This is a genomic window from Nitrospirota bacterium, from assembly GCA_040755395.1.
GTDB lineage: Bacteria > Nitrospirota > Nitrospiria > Nitrospirales > Nitrospiraceae > DATLZU01.
This window is the reverse complement of record JBFMAX010000008.1, coordinates 94,461-111,016: the sequence shown is the minus strand read 5'-3', so window position 1 is coordinate 111,016 and position 16,556 is coordinate 94,461. Positions and strand designations below refer to the sequence as shown.

General features: G+C 57.4%; 15 protein-coding genes. 14 read left to right on the top strand and 1 reads right to left on the bottom strand.

What is annotated here, in order from left to right:
• Positions 1-150 precede the first annotated feature (150 nt).
• From AB1555_13060 to AB1555_13000, 13 genes are all read left to right on the top strand, one after another.
• On the top strand, positions 151-1,152 hold the full coding sequence (locus tag AB1555_13060; GenBank protein MEW6247618.1) for a hypothetical protein: 1,002 nt from the start codon (positions 151-153) through the stop codon (positions 1,150-1,152).
• A gap of 25 nt (positions 1,153-1,177) precedes the next feature.
• Entirely contained in the window at positions 1,178-1,792 is a 615-nt protein-coding gene (locus tag AB1555_13055; protein MEW6247617.1) for a 4Fe-4S dicluster domain-containing protein, read from the top strand.
• A gap of 224 nt (positions 1,793-2,016) precedes the next feature.
• Positions 2,017-2,979: a molecular chaperone TorD family protein gene (locus tag AB1555_13050; protein ID MEW6247616.1), complete on the top strand. Its 963-nt coding sequence runs from the start codon at positions 2,017-2,019 to the stop codon at positions 2,977-2,979.
• A 103-nt stretch (positions 2,980-3,082) separates the two neighbouring features.
• Positions 3,083-4,036, top strand: coding sequence for an ethylbenzene dehydrogenase-related protein (locus tag AB1555_13045; GenBank protein ID MEW6247615.1), 954 nt, complete (start codon positions 3,083-3,085; stop codon positions 4,034-4,036).
• Between the two features lie 340 nt (positions 4,037-4,376).
• Positions 4,377-6,158 (top strand): radical SAM protein, encoded by a 1,782-nt coding sequence (locus tag AB1555_13040; protein MEW6247614.1) that lies wholly within the window; start codon positions 4,377-4,379, stop codon positions 6,156-6,158.
• Between the two features lie 102 nt (positions 6,159-6,260).
• Positions 6,261-7,379: a hypothetical protein gene (locus tag AB1555_13035; protein MEW6247613.1), complete on the top strand. Its 1,119-nt coding sequence runs from the start codon at positions 6,261-6,263 to the stop codon at positions 7,377-7,379.
• Between the two features lie 24 nt (positions 7,380-7,403).
• Positions 7,404-8,216: a tetratricopeptide repeat protein gene (locus tag AB1555_13030; protein ID MEW6247612.1), complete on the top strand. Its 813-nt coding sequence runs from the start codon at positions 7,404-7,406 to the stop codon at positions 8,214-8,216.
• A 26-nt stretch (positions 8,217-8,242) separates the two neighbouring features.
• On the top strand, positions 8,243-8,542 hold the full coding sequence (tatA, locus tag AB1555_13025) for a twin-arginine translocase TatA/TatE family subunit (protein MEW6247611.1): 300 nt from the start codon (positions 8,243-8,245) through the stop codon (positions 8,540-8,542).
• A gap of 47 nt (positions 8,543-8,589) precedes the next feature.
• Positions 8,590-9,846, top strand: coding sequence for a hypothetical protein (locus AB1555_13020; GenBank protein MEW6247610.1), 1,257 nt, complete (start codon positions 8,590-8,592; stop codon positions 9,844-9,846).
• A 57-nt stretch (positions 9,847-9,903) separates the two neighbouring features.
• Positions 9,904-10,734: an ethylbenzene dehydrogenase-related protein gene (locus AB1555_13015; GenBank protein ID MEW6247609.1), complete on the top strand. Its 831-nt coding sequence runs from the start codon at positions 9,904-9,906 to the stop codon at positions 10,732-10,734.
• A 44-nt stretch (positions 10,735-10,778) separates the two neighbouring features.
• Positions 10,779-11,318 carry a PDZ domain-containing protein gene (locus tag AB1555_13010; protein MEW6247608.1) on the top strand — a complete coding sequence of 180 codons (540 nt, stop codon included), beginning with the start codon at positions 10,779-10,781 and terminating at the stop codon, positions 11,316-11,318.
• Positions 11,319-11,361: 43 nt separating this feature from the next.
• Positions 11,362-12,657 (top strand): multiheme c-type cytochrome, encoded by a 1,296-nt coding sequence (locus AB1555_13005; GenBank protein MEW6247607.1) that lies wholly within the window; start codon positions 11,362-11,364, stop codon positions 12,655-12,657.
• Positions 12,658-12,725: 68 nt separating this feature from the next.
• Complete coding sequence (locus tag AB1555_13000; protein MEW6247606.1) at positions 12,726-13,970, top strand: multiheme c-type cytochrome; 1,245 nt, start codon at positions 12,726-12,728, stop codon at positions 13,968-13,970.
• Positions 13,971-13,978: 8 nt separating this feature from the next.
• Here the strand turns inward: AB1555_13000 and AB1555_12995 are convergent, their stop codons facing one another.
• Positions 13,979-14,233, bottom strand: a complete 255-nt coding sequence (locus tag AB1555_12995) for a hypothetical protein (GenBank protein ID MEW6247605.1) — start codon at positions 14,231-14,233, stop codon at positions 13,979-13,981.
• Between the two features lie 245 nt (positions 14,234-14,478).
• Between AB1555_12995 and AB1555_12990 the strand changes: the two genes are divergently transcribed.
• Entirely contained in the window at positions 14,479-16,536 is a 2,058-nt protein-coding gene (locus AB1555_12990; GenBank protein ID MEW6247604.1) for a sodium-translocating pyrophosphatase, read from the top strand.
• Positions 16,537-16,556 lie beyond the last annotated feature (20 nt).

Below are 16,556 nucleotides of genomic sequence, written 5' to 3'. Positions count from 1 at the left end.
GAGTATAATTCCAACTCTGCCGAGAAGATGGTAAGAGATGCCACACGGTCAAGTCAAGCGATCCGATAACCTGGCTTCGTAAGGAATCCGGATCTTCAGGAGATTCCGCATTTGACGTGGTTCATTCAGCTCTAGCCGCCGAGGTATGCGATGGAAATCCGATTTCAGCCTGCCCTGCTCCAGGAAGTGATCGACTCGTTCATTGAAAAGACCGAGCGAGAAGGCGATCCCACCTACTATAAGGAGTTTCACGAGCTTGCCGACCCGATCTACGAGAAATTTTCACTCGAAGACCGGGAACCGGAGTTCAAGAAACTCTATCAATATCTCTTCGGCATTTGGGGGTTTTCGGATATTATTCGCGACGCGTTCGACGAGTTCCCGGAGTTGAAGAAGAAAATCGGCATTGTCCTGGTCAAAGGCGTGCTGAAGGAAGATCAGGAAGGGGTCGACATCCTGAGAAAATGGGGTTCCGTCGAGCACGAATTGGCCAAGCAGTTTGAGGAGAAGGGCCTTAAGGGCGTCGGCATCAAGCTCATCCCCCGTCGATTCTATGATCCCGCGCTGACCCGCTATTGCCGACACGAATTGACTCACATCTCCGATATGCTGGATCCGGCATTCAATTACGATCCGGACACCAAAGTCGGGCAGAACCCCGGTGAGGAAACGCTGATCCTTCATCGCTACCGGGTTCTGTGGTGTTTGAGCATTGACAGCCGCCTCGAGGCCTCGGGCAAAGAACCGATGCTCGCTAAGGAAGACCGGTATAAAGAATTCCGCTCGTGGTATCGAAAAATTCCGCCGGCTCAGCTCAAGTCGGTGTTCGAAGGCTTGTGGCAGACGCAATTCTTCACCCATTCCGAGTTGGTGGAAATGGCCACCGATACGTTGCGTGTGATGGACCGCGCAGTCGAAGTTGAGGGCGGAGAGGTGCCGGAAACGCAAAACAAGCTCATGCTGATGCCCGGGTTCCCCTGCCCGCTCTGCCGCTTCCCGACGTATTCCTGGGTCGAAGACTTGGAGAATAAAGTGGAGAAGTATGTCTTGGACTATATCCGCGAGAATCATCCGGGTTGGGATACGGAATTCGGCGCCTGCGATCGCTGCGTCGAAGTGTACAAGCTCCGCGCCGATGGGGTAATGGGATAATCACTAGTTGTAGGAAGTCCATCTTATGGCCTCTGAACCGCAGTACGGTCGACGGCAGTTCTTGAAAGATTCCGTGATTTCCGTCGCCAAGGCCGCGCATGAGTTCGTGAAACACAAAGAGGCACCTCGGGAAAAAGCCGAGACTCCTCCGCGAACGGATTGGCTGAGACCGCCGGGAGCCGTGGAGGAGGCCCTCTTTCTCGAACGCTGCACGCGTTGCGGTGACTGCGCCAAAGTCTGTCCCTATGGGAGCATCGGGTTCGACCAACGGGACGGCACGCCCGTCGTCTTCCCCGATCAAGTCCCCTGCTACTTATGCGAGGATTTTCCCTGCATCGCTGCCTGTGCGACGGATGCCTTGTTGCCAGTGGCAAGACGGGAAGAGGTCAGGATGGGGCAGGCTGTGGTGTCGCACCGTGATTGTACTGCGGGACAAGGGTGTCACGCCTGTGTCTCAAAGTGCCCGATGGGCGCGGTGGAAATGGACTTCGAGTCGATGCGTCTTATGGTCACGATCGACCGGTGCGTTGGTTGCGGGATTTGCGAGTCCGTGTGTAAGACCGTCAACGACAGGATTGCTATCAAGGTTTCCCCCGGGCGATGGCTCACAAAGGGCCGTTCTCACGCGGGGTTAGAATAGTCGCTGACTGGTGCTGCGGACCTCGATCAGAAGCCTTTGATAGCGCGAAGGAACATGAAAATCAGTGGTTAGGCGGCGTCATTCATTGGGTGGCCGAGAACATGCTTGACTTCGCTGTGGCCTTTACCTATGATACACGAGCCTATGCCAAAAGTTCGAAATCTTGAACCGAACAGCTCTGGTTCGAACGCCGGCTTCAAGCATCGAACTGAGGAGGGGTATTGATGACGGCAAAGCAATCTCAAGTTAAGCAGTCGGAAGGTTCTACGGCGGTCATTCCCAGAACGGAAGTAGTGAAAGATACTCCCGCAGTCGAACGGGCATTGAACCGCAGCAAGATTTATCTCCTGATCTCCTGGAGCATGTTGTATCCGGAAGACGATGAGTTTCTTGATTACCTCCAGAGCGGGGAATTTGTGGAGGACGGTCGATCCGCATTGGAGAGCCTTCGCTCGGCGCTAGACGGAGTCGGGGGAGAGCGTGCGAAGCAGAAGATTGCGGCACTGTTCAAGCACTTCGACTTGATCGAGAAGTGGGTTGCGTCGGAATGCGTCAACTGGCAACTCGGTGATCTGCAAAGTGAGCATCGTCGAGTGTTCAGTAATGTCATCACTCTAGATTGTCCTCCCTACGAAACCCTGTTCGGCAATGATCACGTGTTTGCGCAGTCTCATGTCATGGGAGATATCGCCGGCTTCTACAAAGCCTTCGGCGTCGAACTCTCGCGGGATATCCATGAACGGCTCGACCATCTGAGCGTCGAGCTGGAGTTTATGCACTTTTTGGCGTACAAGGAGAGTTACTCCCGTTGCCACGACGGAGCGGATAAAACCCAGATAGTCGTCGATGCCCAAAAGAAGTTCGTCAAGAATCATATCGGTCGTTGGGTCCCACTTTTCTGTCGGATGTTGGCCAGGAAGGCCGATTCGGGATTCTTCAAATTGATGGCAGACGTCACGAGCGATTGGATGGACTTCGAAGTGGCCTTTCTTAGCGTGAATCCACAGCCGTATTCTGAAACCGATTACCGTCCTGCGACCTTCAGCGCTCCTGAAGGTCAAACGTACGAGTGTGGCGCACAGGATCAGGGAAATGAGTTGAACATGTTGCTCAACGAGGTTGGTGCCCAGACGTTTTTGGAAAAGGAAGAGAAAAAGGAGGAGAGCGGGCCGGTTGGAACAGCATAAGGCCCACGCATTTTTTGTTTTATCGTTCACAGGGTTGAGCCCGTTCGAGGCGTAATGCGGAGTCGTTTTTTTTTAATCTTTTAAGAGAGGAGGGCATACTCGTATGAGACTGGTGCAGACACGCAACAAGCGTTTGGTGTTTGGCATTCTTCTCTCTGCCCTGGTTGTTGGCGTAATGCTGACGATTGGGCAAGTGCCGCTGGCGGTCAGCCAGCCGGTCACGATCCCAGTGAAGGCCATCAAAGGCCCCATTCCCATGGACGGTGCCAATCCGATCTGGGAAGGTGTGCCGGGTGTCGTCGTGCCCCTGAGTGGGCAGACGATTACCACTCCGATGCACCCGAACATCTCGGTCAAGTCGGTGTTCGTCAAAGCCGTGACCAACGGCAAAGAAATCGGTTTCCGCCTCGATTGGGCCGACCAGACCAAGAACGATACTACGATCGGGCCCCAGGACTTCAGGGATCAAGCGGCGATTCAGTTCCCGGTGAACACGTCCGGCGCACCTCCGTTCCAGTGCATGGGGCAGTCGGGTGGGACCGTGAACATTTGGCGGTGGAATGCGGAGTGGCAAAAGGACTTGGGCAAGGATAGTGCCGGGATTTGGGACGTGGATGATCAGTATCCCGGTATCTTCTGGGATTATTATTTCGAAGAGCCCGCTGGCGGTGTCACCTATCCGGACCGGATCGGTCGGAGCCTCGGCCCCTTTAATCCTGGTATCTGGTCTGGGAATATCTTGTCGGATCCGACGTTGCGCGTGAGCTCCGTGGAAGATCTCAACGCCAACGGGTTCAGCACGCTCACCACGCAGGCGCACCAGGACGTAATCGGTAATGGCGTGTGGGAACCGGCCGGTTCCGTGAAGGGAGGATGCTGCACGGGTCCGACCTGGCGCATCGTCGTCAAGCGGGCCTTGGAGACCAGCGATCCGAACGATGTGCAGTTCAAGCCCGGTATGTCCGTGCCTGTGGCGTTTGCGGTTTGGGACGGCACCAACGTGGAGAGAAACGGCATGAAAGGCATCTCCACGTGGTTCACGCTGAAGCTTCCGTGAGCGGGTCGGGTGTGCGGTTGAGGGCGGTTGAGGGCATTGCCTCGGCGTAAGGCTGGCATTGCCTCGAGTTGGTAGTCTGAGAGAAGCCCCGAGCCGCCCCGTCGAATGATGACGGGAGGCGGTTCGGGGCTTCTCTTTTTTTAGATTTAGGCCTTGGTGAGGGTTCCTTTGCGCTTTCTTCTGAAGGAAGCAAGGATTATTGTGAGACTCGGAAAAGGGGCAGATCCTACAGGGTTGCTTTTGCTAAATTACGGGGTGTATAAAACTTGAGTAACCGCTCTGCGTGCTCCGCTAATTCCTGGATTCTTCTATAGAATTAGTCCGGTAAAGAAGGCCGCTCATGAAGATCTCGTTGTTGTTCCCGCCGACTTGGCATCCGTCTCAACCTTACCTGAGCTTGCCGTCCCTCACAGGATTTCTCTCGCAAGCCGGAATCAGGAACGTTGGGCAGCGCGACTTGGGTATCGAACTGCTCGATGTCATGCTGACACGAACCTATGGCGAAGAGATTTACCAGCATTTGGTGGACAAGGTCAGAGACCTCGAGCGAGAGCGGAGGGGAGAGACCGGTCCGTCGAGTGCGGAGCATTATGCTCGGGTGGTGGAATCCCTCGAGCGATTCCCGTATTTGATCGATCGCATTGATCTGGCCAAGGAGACGTTACGAGGAGAAGAATTTTACGATCTCGATCAGTACCGCGACAGTCTTTTCCTGATCGATAAGTGGCTCGAATTGCTCTCGACGCTCTATTTCCCGACGCGCATCACAGTCGTCGACAACCAGTTTAGCTCCTATTCGATCTATTCCTCGAAGGATCTGCTCAAAGCGATCCGCGACGAAGAGCAGAATCCTTACATTAGCCTGTTCCGTGAGAAGAGCCTGCCGTCGATTCTTGGTGACCAGCCGGACCTAGTCGGAGTGTCCATTACGGCCACGTCTCAAATCGTGCCCGGTCTGACTCTTTGTCGTCTGATCAAGGAGGCCAATCCGGATATTCACCTGACAATCGGAGGCAGCATCTTTACACGCCTCGTCGACAACCTGCGGCGGTGTCCCGGGCTTTTCGATCTCACCGACGACTTCGTGGTGTTCGAAGGTGAAACGGCCCTCCTTGAATTGGTCAATCAGTTGGAGGGGAAGCGGGACTTCAGCAAGGTGCCTAATCTGATTTACCGGCAGAACGGCAAGATCACGGTCAACCAGCCTTTCTATTCAGAAAACATCAACCAGTTGCCGGCTCCCAACTACGACGGGTTCCCTCTCGGCCGCTATCTGTCGCCGGAACCGGTGCTGCCGGTCCAGTTTTCCCGCGGATGCTACTACAAGGATTGTGCGTTCTGCGCACTGACTCTCGATCATCAGAACTTCAGACAGAAGGATCCGGGGAGAACGGTCGACGAATTGGAATGGCTCAAACAGCGATACGGCACCGGCTTTTTCTTCTTCACGGACGAATGCTTTGCGCTGTCGCCCACCAAGCGGCTGTGCCAGCAGATGATCGACCGGAATCTGAACGTCCGGTGGACCTGTGAGATGAGATTCGAAAAGAATCTCACGCGCGATCTCCTCGCACTGATGCGGGACGCCGGTTGCTTGAAAATCGTGTTTGGACTCGAATCCTTCAATCAGCGGGTCATGGATTTCATGAAGAAAGGAATCAAGCAGGAGAGCGTCCGGCGCATTACCGACGACTGCGTGGATTTGGGCATCGCCGTCCACTGCTATATCATTGTCGGGTTCCCGACCGAGCGCGAAGAGGAGGCGCTCGAAACGATGAATTTCATCGTGGAGAACAAAAAACTGCACAGTTCGTTCGGCTTCTCCTGCCAGCCGTGCCTGTTCGATTTGGAGAAGGAAGCGCCGATCATGAGCGATCCGGGCGGTTACGGGATCAGGCGGATCATGCGCCCGGCCGCCGAGGATTTGAGCTTGGGATTCTTCTATGAAGTTCAGGAAGGCATGACGCCAGACCAGGCGGAGCGAGTGTACCAATACGTCTACGAAAAAGTCAGCGAGGTGGTGTGCGAGTTGCCGTTTAACTATTCGATGGCCGACGGGCTGCTCTACATCGCCCGCGCGAAGGCCCAGGCGGACCAGGTTCCTCAGCCGGCTGGTTCTTGAGTCAGGGACGCGGTAATTGACGCTATTTTTCTCGTCCAGCTATAATCAGCTTTCTTCACGACGGGATGATCGGCAAACCGGTTGGGTCTTTTGGTTTTAGTTATGATCGGAGAAACGGCTGTTGAGAAGAGCGGACGGGTTGACGAGCAGGGGCTGCTCTTCGAATACACGATCAAGTTGGCGCTGTTGGCCGGTTTCCTCGAACTGGTGTTGTATCGTTTGGTATCTCGCCTCGGCATGCACTTGAGCAAGGTGTTCGATAAGCACGAGTCGGTTCGCCTTGCTTTCAAAGCCCTTTCCTCGATCGGATTCGCCCTGCTGAACGTGGTGTCGCTCCTCGTGTTTTTCGCCCTCCTGATTCTGTTGCTGAATAAAATCACCGCAAAGCGCTGGGTTGCCGGGATCGACAAGTTCGCTGTCCCGACGGTCGTGTTCGTACTGCTCTTGACGATCGGGTTTCTCATCGTGCCGCCTGCGATGCTCGGTTCGGTGCTGTACAACCTGGTCGCGTTCGCGGTGATCGCACTGTTGATGGTGGAGTACCTTTCTTCACATCAGTCTCCGTCCCAGCGCGCATTCGGCCTCTGTTTCTTCCTCGGGATCTCCGGTTGGTTCTATTACCAGACCTTCTCGACCGGCTTCGGCTTGCTCGGCATTCTGACACCGCCGCCACTCGTTCACGAGGTCAACCGGGCTGGTGAGGCGTTCATGGTGTTGGCCAGCATTCTTGCATTTTGGGCCTATGGGGGCGGCGTGTCGTTCCGTACGAAGAATTACCGGTTGCGTCGGCGCGCGCTGTGGTTCTGGGGCATCGCCTGTACGGTCTTTGCCGCGCTGCTGTTTATGGATTATGCGCTCAGTCTGTACAGGCCCGCGATGGCGGAAAATGTGAGGAGGGCCGGTGAGGGCATCAGTTGGATTTTCCAGATGGGCATGGGTTATACGTTCTATCTGCCTTTCGCTTTCTACGTGGCCGGCCTGCTGTGTTGGTCATACGCTGTCATCAAATTGCTTTCAATGGGCCGTATGGCCGGCTATGGGCTGGGACTCTTATTCATTGCCGGCTACGCGCTGCAGCTTTCGCACTTGACCCTGATGGTGATCTTGGGCCTGATGCTTCTCAATCTGGACAAGCGACGGGCGGTCACGGTGAATGAGAATCCCGCAAGCGAGTCTCGGCTGGTCGCCGCACCACCTTCGCTTGTCGGCGAGCGGACTTAACATTAAAAAGCCTGGTGAATAGCTATGGATGAACAGAAAACGACACCTTCACCGGATCCGGGAGGAGCGGCGGTCGAACAGGCGGAGCAGCCGCTGACGCCCGAGGAAGAAATTGCGGAACTGGAAAAGCTGTTGGCGGCTGAGCCCGACGATTTCCAAGCTCGCTGCCGACTGGGAGAGTTGTATTTCAGCAAGGGTCGGTTGGATGATGCGCTCGCCGAAGTGAAAAAATCCATCGAGATGGCTGAAGGGCTGCGGGCCGAGATGAACCGATCGCTGGCCATGTATTACTCCAATCTCGGAACAATCTACGCCACCAAAGGCATGATGGAAGAAGCCGAAGCGCAATTCAAGCAGGCGCTCGAGATTCATGGCAGCGACGTGCTCGCCCTTTTCAATCTCGGCCGCGTTCACGCCGAAAAACGGCAATACATGGAGGCCAAAAAGTACTTCGAGAAGCTGGTGGAAATCACACCCGAGGATCCGATCGCGTGGTACAACCTGGCGGGAGTCTATGTGGAACTTGATAACCCCCAGGTCTCGGATTACAACACGATGGATATGGCGATGCAGTGCTATCTCCGCGTATTGGAGCTCGACCCGAAGCATCTCGAATCAAGCTTCAAGCTCATGGAGATCGCGCTGAATCACAAGAAAACCGACCTGGCGATCAAGGTCATGGAGAGCGCGGTCGAACACAACCCGGATGAGCCGCTCGCGTATTACAATCTGATCAGCGTCTACGACAAGTGTAAAATGTTCGAACAGGCGGAGCAGGCCAGGCAGCGGTTGAAGGAACGGTTTGCAAAGCGGTCGAAAGACACAGCGGCAACCTGATTCAATCCCCACGAAGGAGAAGCACAATGTTTGGAAGTATCGGATTCACGGAGCTGATTCTGATTCTGTTCATCGTGTTGATCATTTTCGGAGCCGGGAAACTGCCCCAACTCGGCGAGGGACTCGGCAAGGCGATCAAGGGCTTTAAGAAATCCGTTCATGAAGCGGATCAAATCGAAGCCGAAGCTCAAGCTCAGGCCCAGGCTCAGGTTCAGCAGGTTGCCGCTCCACAGTCCCAGCCAGCTCCGCCGCCGGCCCAACCTGCTGCCGCTGCTCCAGTGGCCGAACAGCCTGCGGCGACCCTCACGCCGCCGTCTCATGCGTAGGAAGTTGGGACAACGGCGCCGGGAGGGCGCTCAGGCGAGGGCGTGCAATGGAAACTGACGTTCAACAATTGGCCGTCGGGTGTATCGAAACGTTTGCCGGAAACGGCAAGGCGCGCAGCACCGGTGATGGCAAGAAGGCCGTGAAGGCCGGGATTCCTCTTCCTCATCATGCCGCGTTGGATAGGGAAGAGAAGTGGCTGTACTTTGCCGAATCCGGTTCGGATCGGGTTCGGCGCATCAATTTGCTCGAGGGTACGGTACATAACTATGCCGGGATCGGCGAAACCTGTTACAGCGGTGATTCCGGCCCCTGTGGCGAAGCCGGTCTTTATCTGCCACTCGATGTGGCGTTTGATTCCCGGAACGATCTGTACATCTGCGATTCCGGCAGCAACCGGATTCGAAAAGTCGACCATGAAACCGGAATCATCACAACCGTGGTCGGAACCGGGCAGCATGGATTCAACGGAGACGGTCCGGCCTTGGAGGTCAATCTGACGTGGCCTGCCGCCATCGCGTTCGATGCGGACGATGTGATGTACATCGCGGATACGCAGGCTCACCGTATCCGTCGGTACGATCCCCGGACCGGAATGGTGACGACTGTTGCCGGCACCTGGTCGGCCGAAGATGACGCCCGGGAGCAGCCGCTTGTCGCCAGGAACCTTGTCGTCCTTTCCGGTGATGCGATCGGGATCGATTTTAGCGACGATCATGGTTGGCTGATGCCGGTCTGCTCGGACGGCCTGGACCTCTCGCCTTATCTGGACGACGGGAAGTCGGCCCTGGAAGCGAAGTTGTACGACATCGTCGGAATCGCTGTGGATTATGAAGGGCATCTCTATGTCGTGGATAAGGGCAGCAACCGGGTGCGCAAGATCGACCGATATACGGGCGTCATCTCGACGGTCGCCGGAGTGTGCCGCTACGGGTTCGACGGGGACGGCAAGCCGGCGAACAGATCCATGCTGCACGCGCCAGAAGCGGTGGTGTTCGATCCATGGGGCAATATGTATATTTCCGACACGATGAACCATCGCGTCCGAAGGGTGGATGTCAAGACCGGGATTCTCACCACGGTCGCGGGTAACGGCGACAGTGGCTATGAAGACAAGAACATGGGCGGATGCGGCGCCGCTCGATTCGTGGCGAAAGAAGCGGCGGGCGCGCTCAAGCACGGGGACGGGCTGCCGGCGATTGAGGCCGTCGTCAACTCTCCCGTCGGCTTGGCGCTCGATTCCCAGGGGTACTTGTATATCTGCGAGCGGGGAGAGAATAAGATCCGCCGTACACGGTTGTGGTAGCGGCGAATCTTGTCTCCACACACTCAGTTGTCCATTGACGGTTGCCGAGACTGCGCGATGGCGCGAATGACCCGGTTGTGGACCGCCCATCCTTTCGGGTTGTGTCTGCTGTGCCTCGTCCTGATGAGCGCGTTTGTGCTTGGAGGGCTCGGCATTCCGGTCGTGAGTTCCGAGGGGATGATCATCCGTTCCCATTTGATTGAGGGTGAGATTCCCACCGCCCCGGAAGATCCGGCGTGGAACAAGATTCCGCCGATGACGCTGCCGCTCAGCGGCCAGATCATCACGCGGCCGGTGTGGCCCGAACCGACCGCGAGAGCGTTGGTCGTGCGCTCCGTGCATAACGGAAAAGATATCGCCTTTCTGTTGGAGTGGCAGGACAACACCAAGAACGACCGACTGACGCCGGGCACGTTCCGTGACGGAGTCGCGGTCGGGTTGCCGCTCGGAGACGCCCCGGCCTTTTTCTGCATGGGCCAGTTGGATCATTACATCAACATCTGGCATTGGAAAGCCGATTGGCAGAGCGACATCGATCGTCGAGCCGCCCGGGCTGCGGAGAAGCAAAGCGGCGAAGTGCGACGGTTTGAAGTGATCCCGAGACGGGTTTCTTCGGTGGAAGACTTGATCGGCGGCGGATTCAGCACATTGACGACCAAAGAGAAGCAGGGGCGGGTCCAAGGCAAGGCGACGTGGAAAGACGGCGTATGGCATGTCGTGATCAGGCGCCCTCTTTCGACCGAGGAACAGGAAAACGAAGCCAAACTGATTCCGGGCCGGATGCAAGCCATCGCGTTCGCGGTTTGGAACGGGGAGAACAAGGAGCGGAACGGACAGAAGGCGGTGGCGCCCTGGTTTCAGTTGGCGATTGATCCGGTGAAGCTATAGCTGTCCTTGGATCGGTCCCGGATCGGCAAGGACCGACGAACGGATTGACTGTCACGTTTCAGGAATCGAGCATAAGCATCGGAGTGGACGACTTGGAGGTTGGCGGGACCACCAATCGGTCGGCCGGACAAAAAGCCCTCCTCCCCGGCAGGGCTTTTTTTATGTTCGTCTGCCTGGTGGCGTTTTGGTTCGGCGGCAGCTTCTTTCCGCCGCTGGTCGGGGCCGCGACCGACGGAGAGATGACTGAGGAAGAAGCACTCAAGATCGGCGAAGAATTCGGTATTGTGGTCGGGCCGGTCGATGAGGAGATTCAAAAAGAATTGAAGCTGCAGAGACCGGAAGGGGTGGTGGTCTTCGAAGTGATCGGCGGGACTCCGGCTGATCTTGCCGGCATCAAGGTTCGGGCGGTCATCAAAGAAATCGACAAGGTGGAAGTTCGGACCTTGAAGGATTTCGGCCTTGCCCTCAAACGCGCCATTCCTACCTGTAACTTCACGGTCGGCACCTACGAGCCGGCCGACCCCGATAATCAAGGCGTCGGGGGCATTCTCAATTTTCATTTTGTCGGATGCAAGCGGGATTGAAGCCGGTTAACTGCCGGCGGTCTGAGAGCGCGATATGAGACTGATGAACAAGCTGGCGGTCGGCACGCTGCTGGCGCTTATCGTCGGTGTGAATGCCTTCCATCACGGAAGGGCCGTGGCGCAGAAAGCCGACGGACAGGCTCCCGAGACGCCCAGCGACTGGGTGGCCGAGATCGAGAAGATTTTCATCCGTTCGGAAGATTGTAAGCAGTGCCATGACCGGCATTTCGAAGAATGGAAAGGCATGCGCGAGCAGACGCCCGATCTGAAAACGTTCGGGCGGGTCGATGCGGCGCTGTTGCACGGCACATCTTTTGAGTCGCCGGTGTTCAGAACGGTGCTGGGTGTATGGATGCAGACCAACCCGACGGCCGAGGAGCGCGCCCGGTGTCTGTCTTGTCACGCGCCTGCGGTGACGGTGTTCCCGCAACATGCCGACAAGATCGTCAACCAGATTCTGTCGGGAAAAGTGGAAGTGGAGGGGATCGGATGCGCCTCCTGTCATCTGATCAATTCGATGGAGAAAAACCCAGGCCCCCCGCCGACATTCAAAGTTCAGCCGGGAAAGGTGCTCTACGGACCGTACGCGGATCCGGAGGAGAACTTGGTCCATCCGGCCAGTCAATCCGATCTCTACAGAGGGGCCAATTACTGCGCCGCCTGTCATTTCGACAAGGTCAAAGATGTGACCCGGCGCGATCTTCCCGGGGAGATTCTTCAGGGTACCATCTGCCAGGATTGTCACATGGAACCGTCCACAGGCAGCTCGACCTCCAAGCGTGGCGCCATGACACGGGCCATCGGCCGCCACTGGTTCAGAGGCGTGGTGATTCCCGGCATCCTGCTCAAGAACCGCAACTTGCAGGCCGAATGGATGCCGCGGGTGGACATCGAAGCCACCAAGTCCGCAACGGCCGTGGAAGGAACGGTCCTGGTGAGGGTCGGGAGCCTGCCGCATAGTTTTCCTGACGGAGACCCGGTCCTGAAGCAATTCTTCGTGACGATCACCGTCAAGGATCCGAAAGGATTGGTGCTGGCCGAGGAAGTCAAGAAATTCGGATTGCCCTATGAGCAGATCCTGCGCGGGCCGATTCCCGATCCTTTCGTCAAGGGAGGCACGACCCGGCGGGTGCCGTTTTCATTGACGATCCCAAGCGGTGCGCCGCCGGCCAGCGTGGAAGCGGTGTTGACCTACGCGCTGATTCCCGAGCCTGCGCCCGCGCTGAAGGAACGATACCTCGCGACCTTGGCTAACGATCAAGACCGGGCGGCGGCCGTCAAAGTCATCGAGGAATACACGCAGCCTCGCGTCCTGACGTTCCGGACGAAGTCGCTCTAGGTCGCGTCGCATCCGACAAAAGCTAGAAGAAAGTTCCACGAGCGCTCTACCGAAGAAGGGGGATCACGGTGATTCCGAGCAGGAGTGTAGCGCGACTGGGCGTCGCTGGCGCGGTGTTAGTGGGCGCTATGGTAGCCGGCAACTCGGCCGATCTTAGCGTCGCGCAGGATTCCGTCAAGTCGCAGGCGGTCATCGAGAAGGTGTTCCCCAATTCCAATAAGTGCAAACGCTGCCACGAGCGAGTCTTTGAAGAATGGGAAACGTCGCCCCTCTCGCGGTCCATCCATTCTCCGGCCTTCCGGGCTGCATTGGACGAGTATCTGGCGTTCTCCGGGGGCAAAGACAAAGCGCTGTGCCTCCGTTGTCATGCCCCGCACGTACGGGAGTTTGCGGATTCGGCGCAGATGTTCATCACCCAGGTGCAATCCGGCGATCCGACGATCGACGGAGTCGGCTGCGCCCAATGTCACCTGATCAAACAGGTCGATCGAAGCAGCCTTCCGCCGGTCCCCAAATACGAACCGGGAAAAACGCTCTACGGCCCTTACAAAGATTTCGTCCAAAATCTGGCGCACCAATCCATGGAATTGGATTTGTTCCGCAAGTCCGATCTCTGCCTGAATTGCCACCAAGGGGTTCCTACCGCCGCGAACCTCGGTAAGAGCAACGACTTGTTGGGCAACTGGGATCAGAGCAAGGCGGTCAAATCGGGAAAGGAATGCCAAACCTGCCATATGCCGGAACAGATCGGGGAATCCGCCAACGGCGAGAGCAAGCGTAAGGTCGCGAATCATACCTTTCCGGGCCGGATCGGGAAACTTCGCCAAGAGGCCGCCAAGCTGGATGTGTCGGCGGATGTGAAAGGCGACAAGTCTACTGTCAAGGTGACGGTGCAGAGTCTGGTGCCGCATAATCTGCCGACGACCCATCCCGCCTGGGCGAGCGTCGTACTGGATTTCGTGATCAAGGGCAAGAATCTCAAAACCGTCTTCAGCGAGCAGCGGGTCTATGGGCGGACGTATGCGGATGCCAAAGGCGAGAAGACGGTGTTCGATTTCAAGGCGGTCAAGGTGTTGGAAGACACGGTGCTGAAACCGGAAGAGATCCGGGTGGAGACGTTCACCTTCCCGACGCCCAAGGATACCAAGAGCTTCGACATCGAGGTCGCACTGAACTACGCGCCGGTGACCGGTCCACCCGCGTTCTTGCAGCGAATCGAGGCGGAATCTCCCAAAGGCGCCCAGGACCCGGTCTTCCAACCGATCCCGATCGTCAAGTTGACGCAGAACGTCCCGTTGGTGAAAATCGACTAGGCAAGCGTTCAGTCGGCTATAATCGACGATCCGGGCGATTTCATTTTGAAAATTTGAATCGCCGAGTAGATATTCTTGGCGGGTTGGTTGAGGATCAAGCGGGAATTGGTGATGTGGGTGTCGATCAGTTCATAAGGCCCTCCACTGTAGTAAATCTCACAGTCATCCAGCGTGCAGTTCTTGAACACATGGTTGTCGAGCGAGAGCTTGTGCTGTTTGAAGGTCTGTCCTTCCACGACGATGTAATTCGGCTCGATACCCATCGATTGGCCCCTCCGAAGCGCGGACTATAACAGACTTTCTCTTCGTCTCGCAAACGGACCGACTTTCCCCTTTGTTCTTGATCATTTGCCTCGCTCTGTATAGAATGACGCCGCTTTTTGTACTTCCTTCGACGGAAAATCGATCCCGCCCGAGTCGGCAGTGCATCCTCAGCGGTGAATGCTCCCCGTCGGCGACGCAGATCGGAGCGGGATTCTCATGACCCCATAACCAGGAGGATCGTTCGGTGGACAGCGCATCAGCAGTCGTGATCTTCGCCATCGCCGCAGCGGCGGCCGGAATCGCCTACGGACTCTATTTGACATTCTGGATCTTCAAACTCCACGCGGGCAACGCGGAGATGCAGCGGATCGCGCAGGCTATTCAGGAAGGCGCTGCGGCGTATCTGAACCGGCAATATCGTACGGTCGGCATGGTCGCGGCTGGGTTGTTCATCGTGTTGTGGGCGGCGGGATTCTGGTCAGACAAGTTCGGTTTCCTCACAGCGGTCGGGTTTCTGATTGGCGCGGCTGCGTCGGCGACGGCCGGCTATGTGGGGATGAATATCGCGGTGCGGGCGAACGTGCGGACGGCGCAAGCGGCCCACAATGGCCTGAATTCCGCGTTGACCGTCGCGTTTCGTGGCGGGGCGGTCACGGGGCTGTTGTTGATCGGGTTGGGCCTGCTGGCGGTCACCGGCTTTTACGCGATCGCGTCGGCGATCGCCGGTCAGGAAAAGGCGGTGCACGCGCTGCTGAGCCTGGGTTTCGGAGGAAGTCTCATTTCTGTCTTCGCTCGGGTCGGCGGAGGAATTTACACCAAAGCGGCGGACGTGGGTGCGGACCTCGTCGGAAAAGTTGAGGCGGGCATCCCGGAAGACGATCCTCGCAATCCGGCGGTCATCGCTGACAATGTCGGCGACAACGTGGGCGACTGCGCCGGTATGGCGGCGGATCTCTTCGAGACCTATGCGGTGACGACGGTGGCGGCCATGGTGCTGGCTTTTACGATGTTCAAGGGACAGACGGAGCCGATCCTCTATCCGCTGGCGCTGGGCGCGATGACGATCCTCGCGACGATCATTGGGATCCTGTTCGTCAAAGTCGGGCCCGGCGGCGGCATCATGTCGGCGCTGTACAAGGGACTGTTCGTGGCTGGCGGGATCGCAGCGGTCGCGTTCTACCCGATCACCGTCAAGATGATGGACGGTATGGGCGGCGTGAGCGGCGCAAACTATTATGCGGCCGCGCTGTTGGGGCTCGTCGTCACCCTGGCGATGGTCTTCATTACCGACTATTACACGTCCAAGAGCTTCTCACCGGTTCAGGAGATCGCCAAAGCCAGCGAAACGGGCCATGCGACCAATATCATCGCCGGGCTGGCGGTCGGCATGCAGGCGACGGCCTGGCCGGTCGTCGTGATCGCCGCCGCGATTTTGGCGAGCTATTGGGTCTGCGGCGGGGCGGCGGCCGGCGGGCTTTACGGCGTCGCGGTCGCGGCTGTGTCCATGTTATCGATGGCGGGGATCGTGGTTGCGATCGACGCGTTCGGACCGATCACCGACAATGCGGGCGGCATCGCGGAGATGGCGCATCTCGGCAAGGACTTGCGCAACATTACCGATCCGCTCGACGCGGTGGGCAATACCACCAAGGCGGTGACCAAGGGGTATGCTATCGGGTCGGCCGGTTTGGCGGCGGTGGTGCTCTTCGCGGAGTACGCCCGAGCCGTGGAGGCGGGAAGCCAGTCCAGCGGCTTCGATCTCTCGAACCCATCCGTGTTGGTCGGGTTGTTCCTGGGCGGCATGCTGCCGTTCCTGTTCGGGGCGATGCTCATGAAAGCGGTCGGGCAAGCCGGCGGTCTGGTGGTCGAGGAAGTGCGCCGTCAATTCCGGACCATCAAAGGGATCATGGAAGGGACAGCGAAACCCGAATACGGCACGTGCGTCGACATCGTCACCCAAGCCGCGATCCGCAAGATGATGGTGCCCGGCCTGATCCCCGTGGTGTCCCCGATTCTGGTCGGTGCGATCCTGGGGCCTCAAGCGCTTGGCGGGGTCTTGGTCGGTAGCATCGTCACGGGGCTATTTGTCGCCATTTCCATGACGAGCGGAGGAGGGGCCTGGGATAACGCGAAGAAGTACATCGAAGAACAAGGCAAAAAGGGCAGCGAGACGCACAAGGCTGCGGTAACCGGCGACACAGTCGGCGATCCCTGCAAGGATACGGCTGGGCCGGCGATCAATCCAATGATCAAAGTCATCAACATCGTGGCGCTGTTGATCGTGGCCCTGCTCGTGGGTTGACGAAAACGAGACGAGCATGC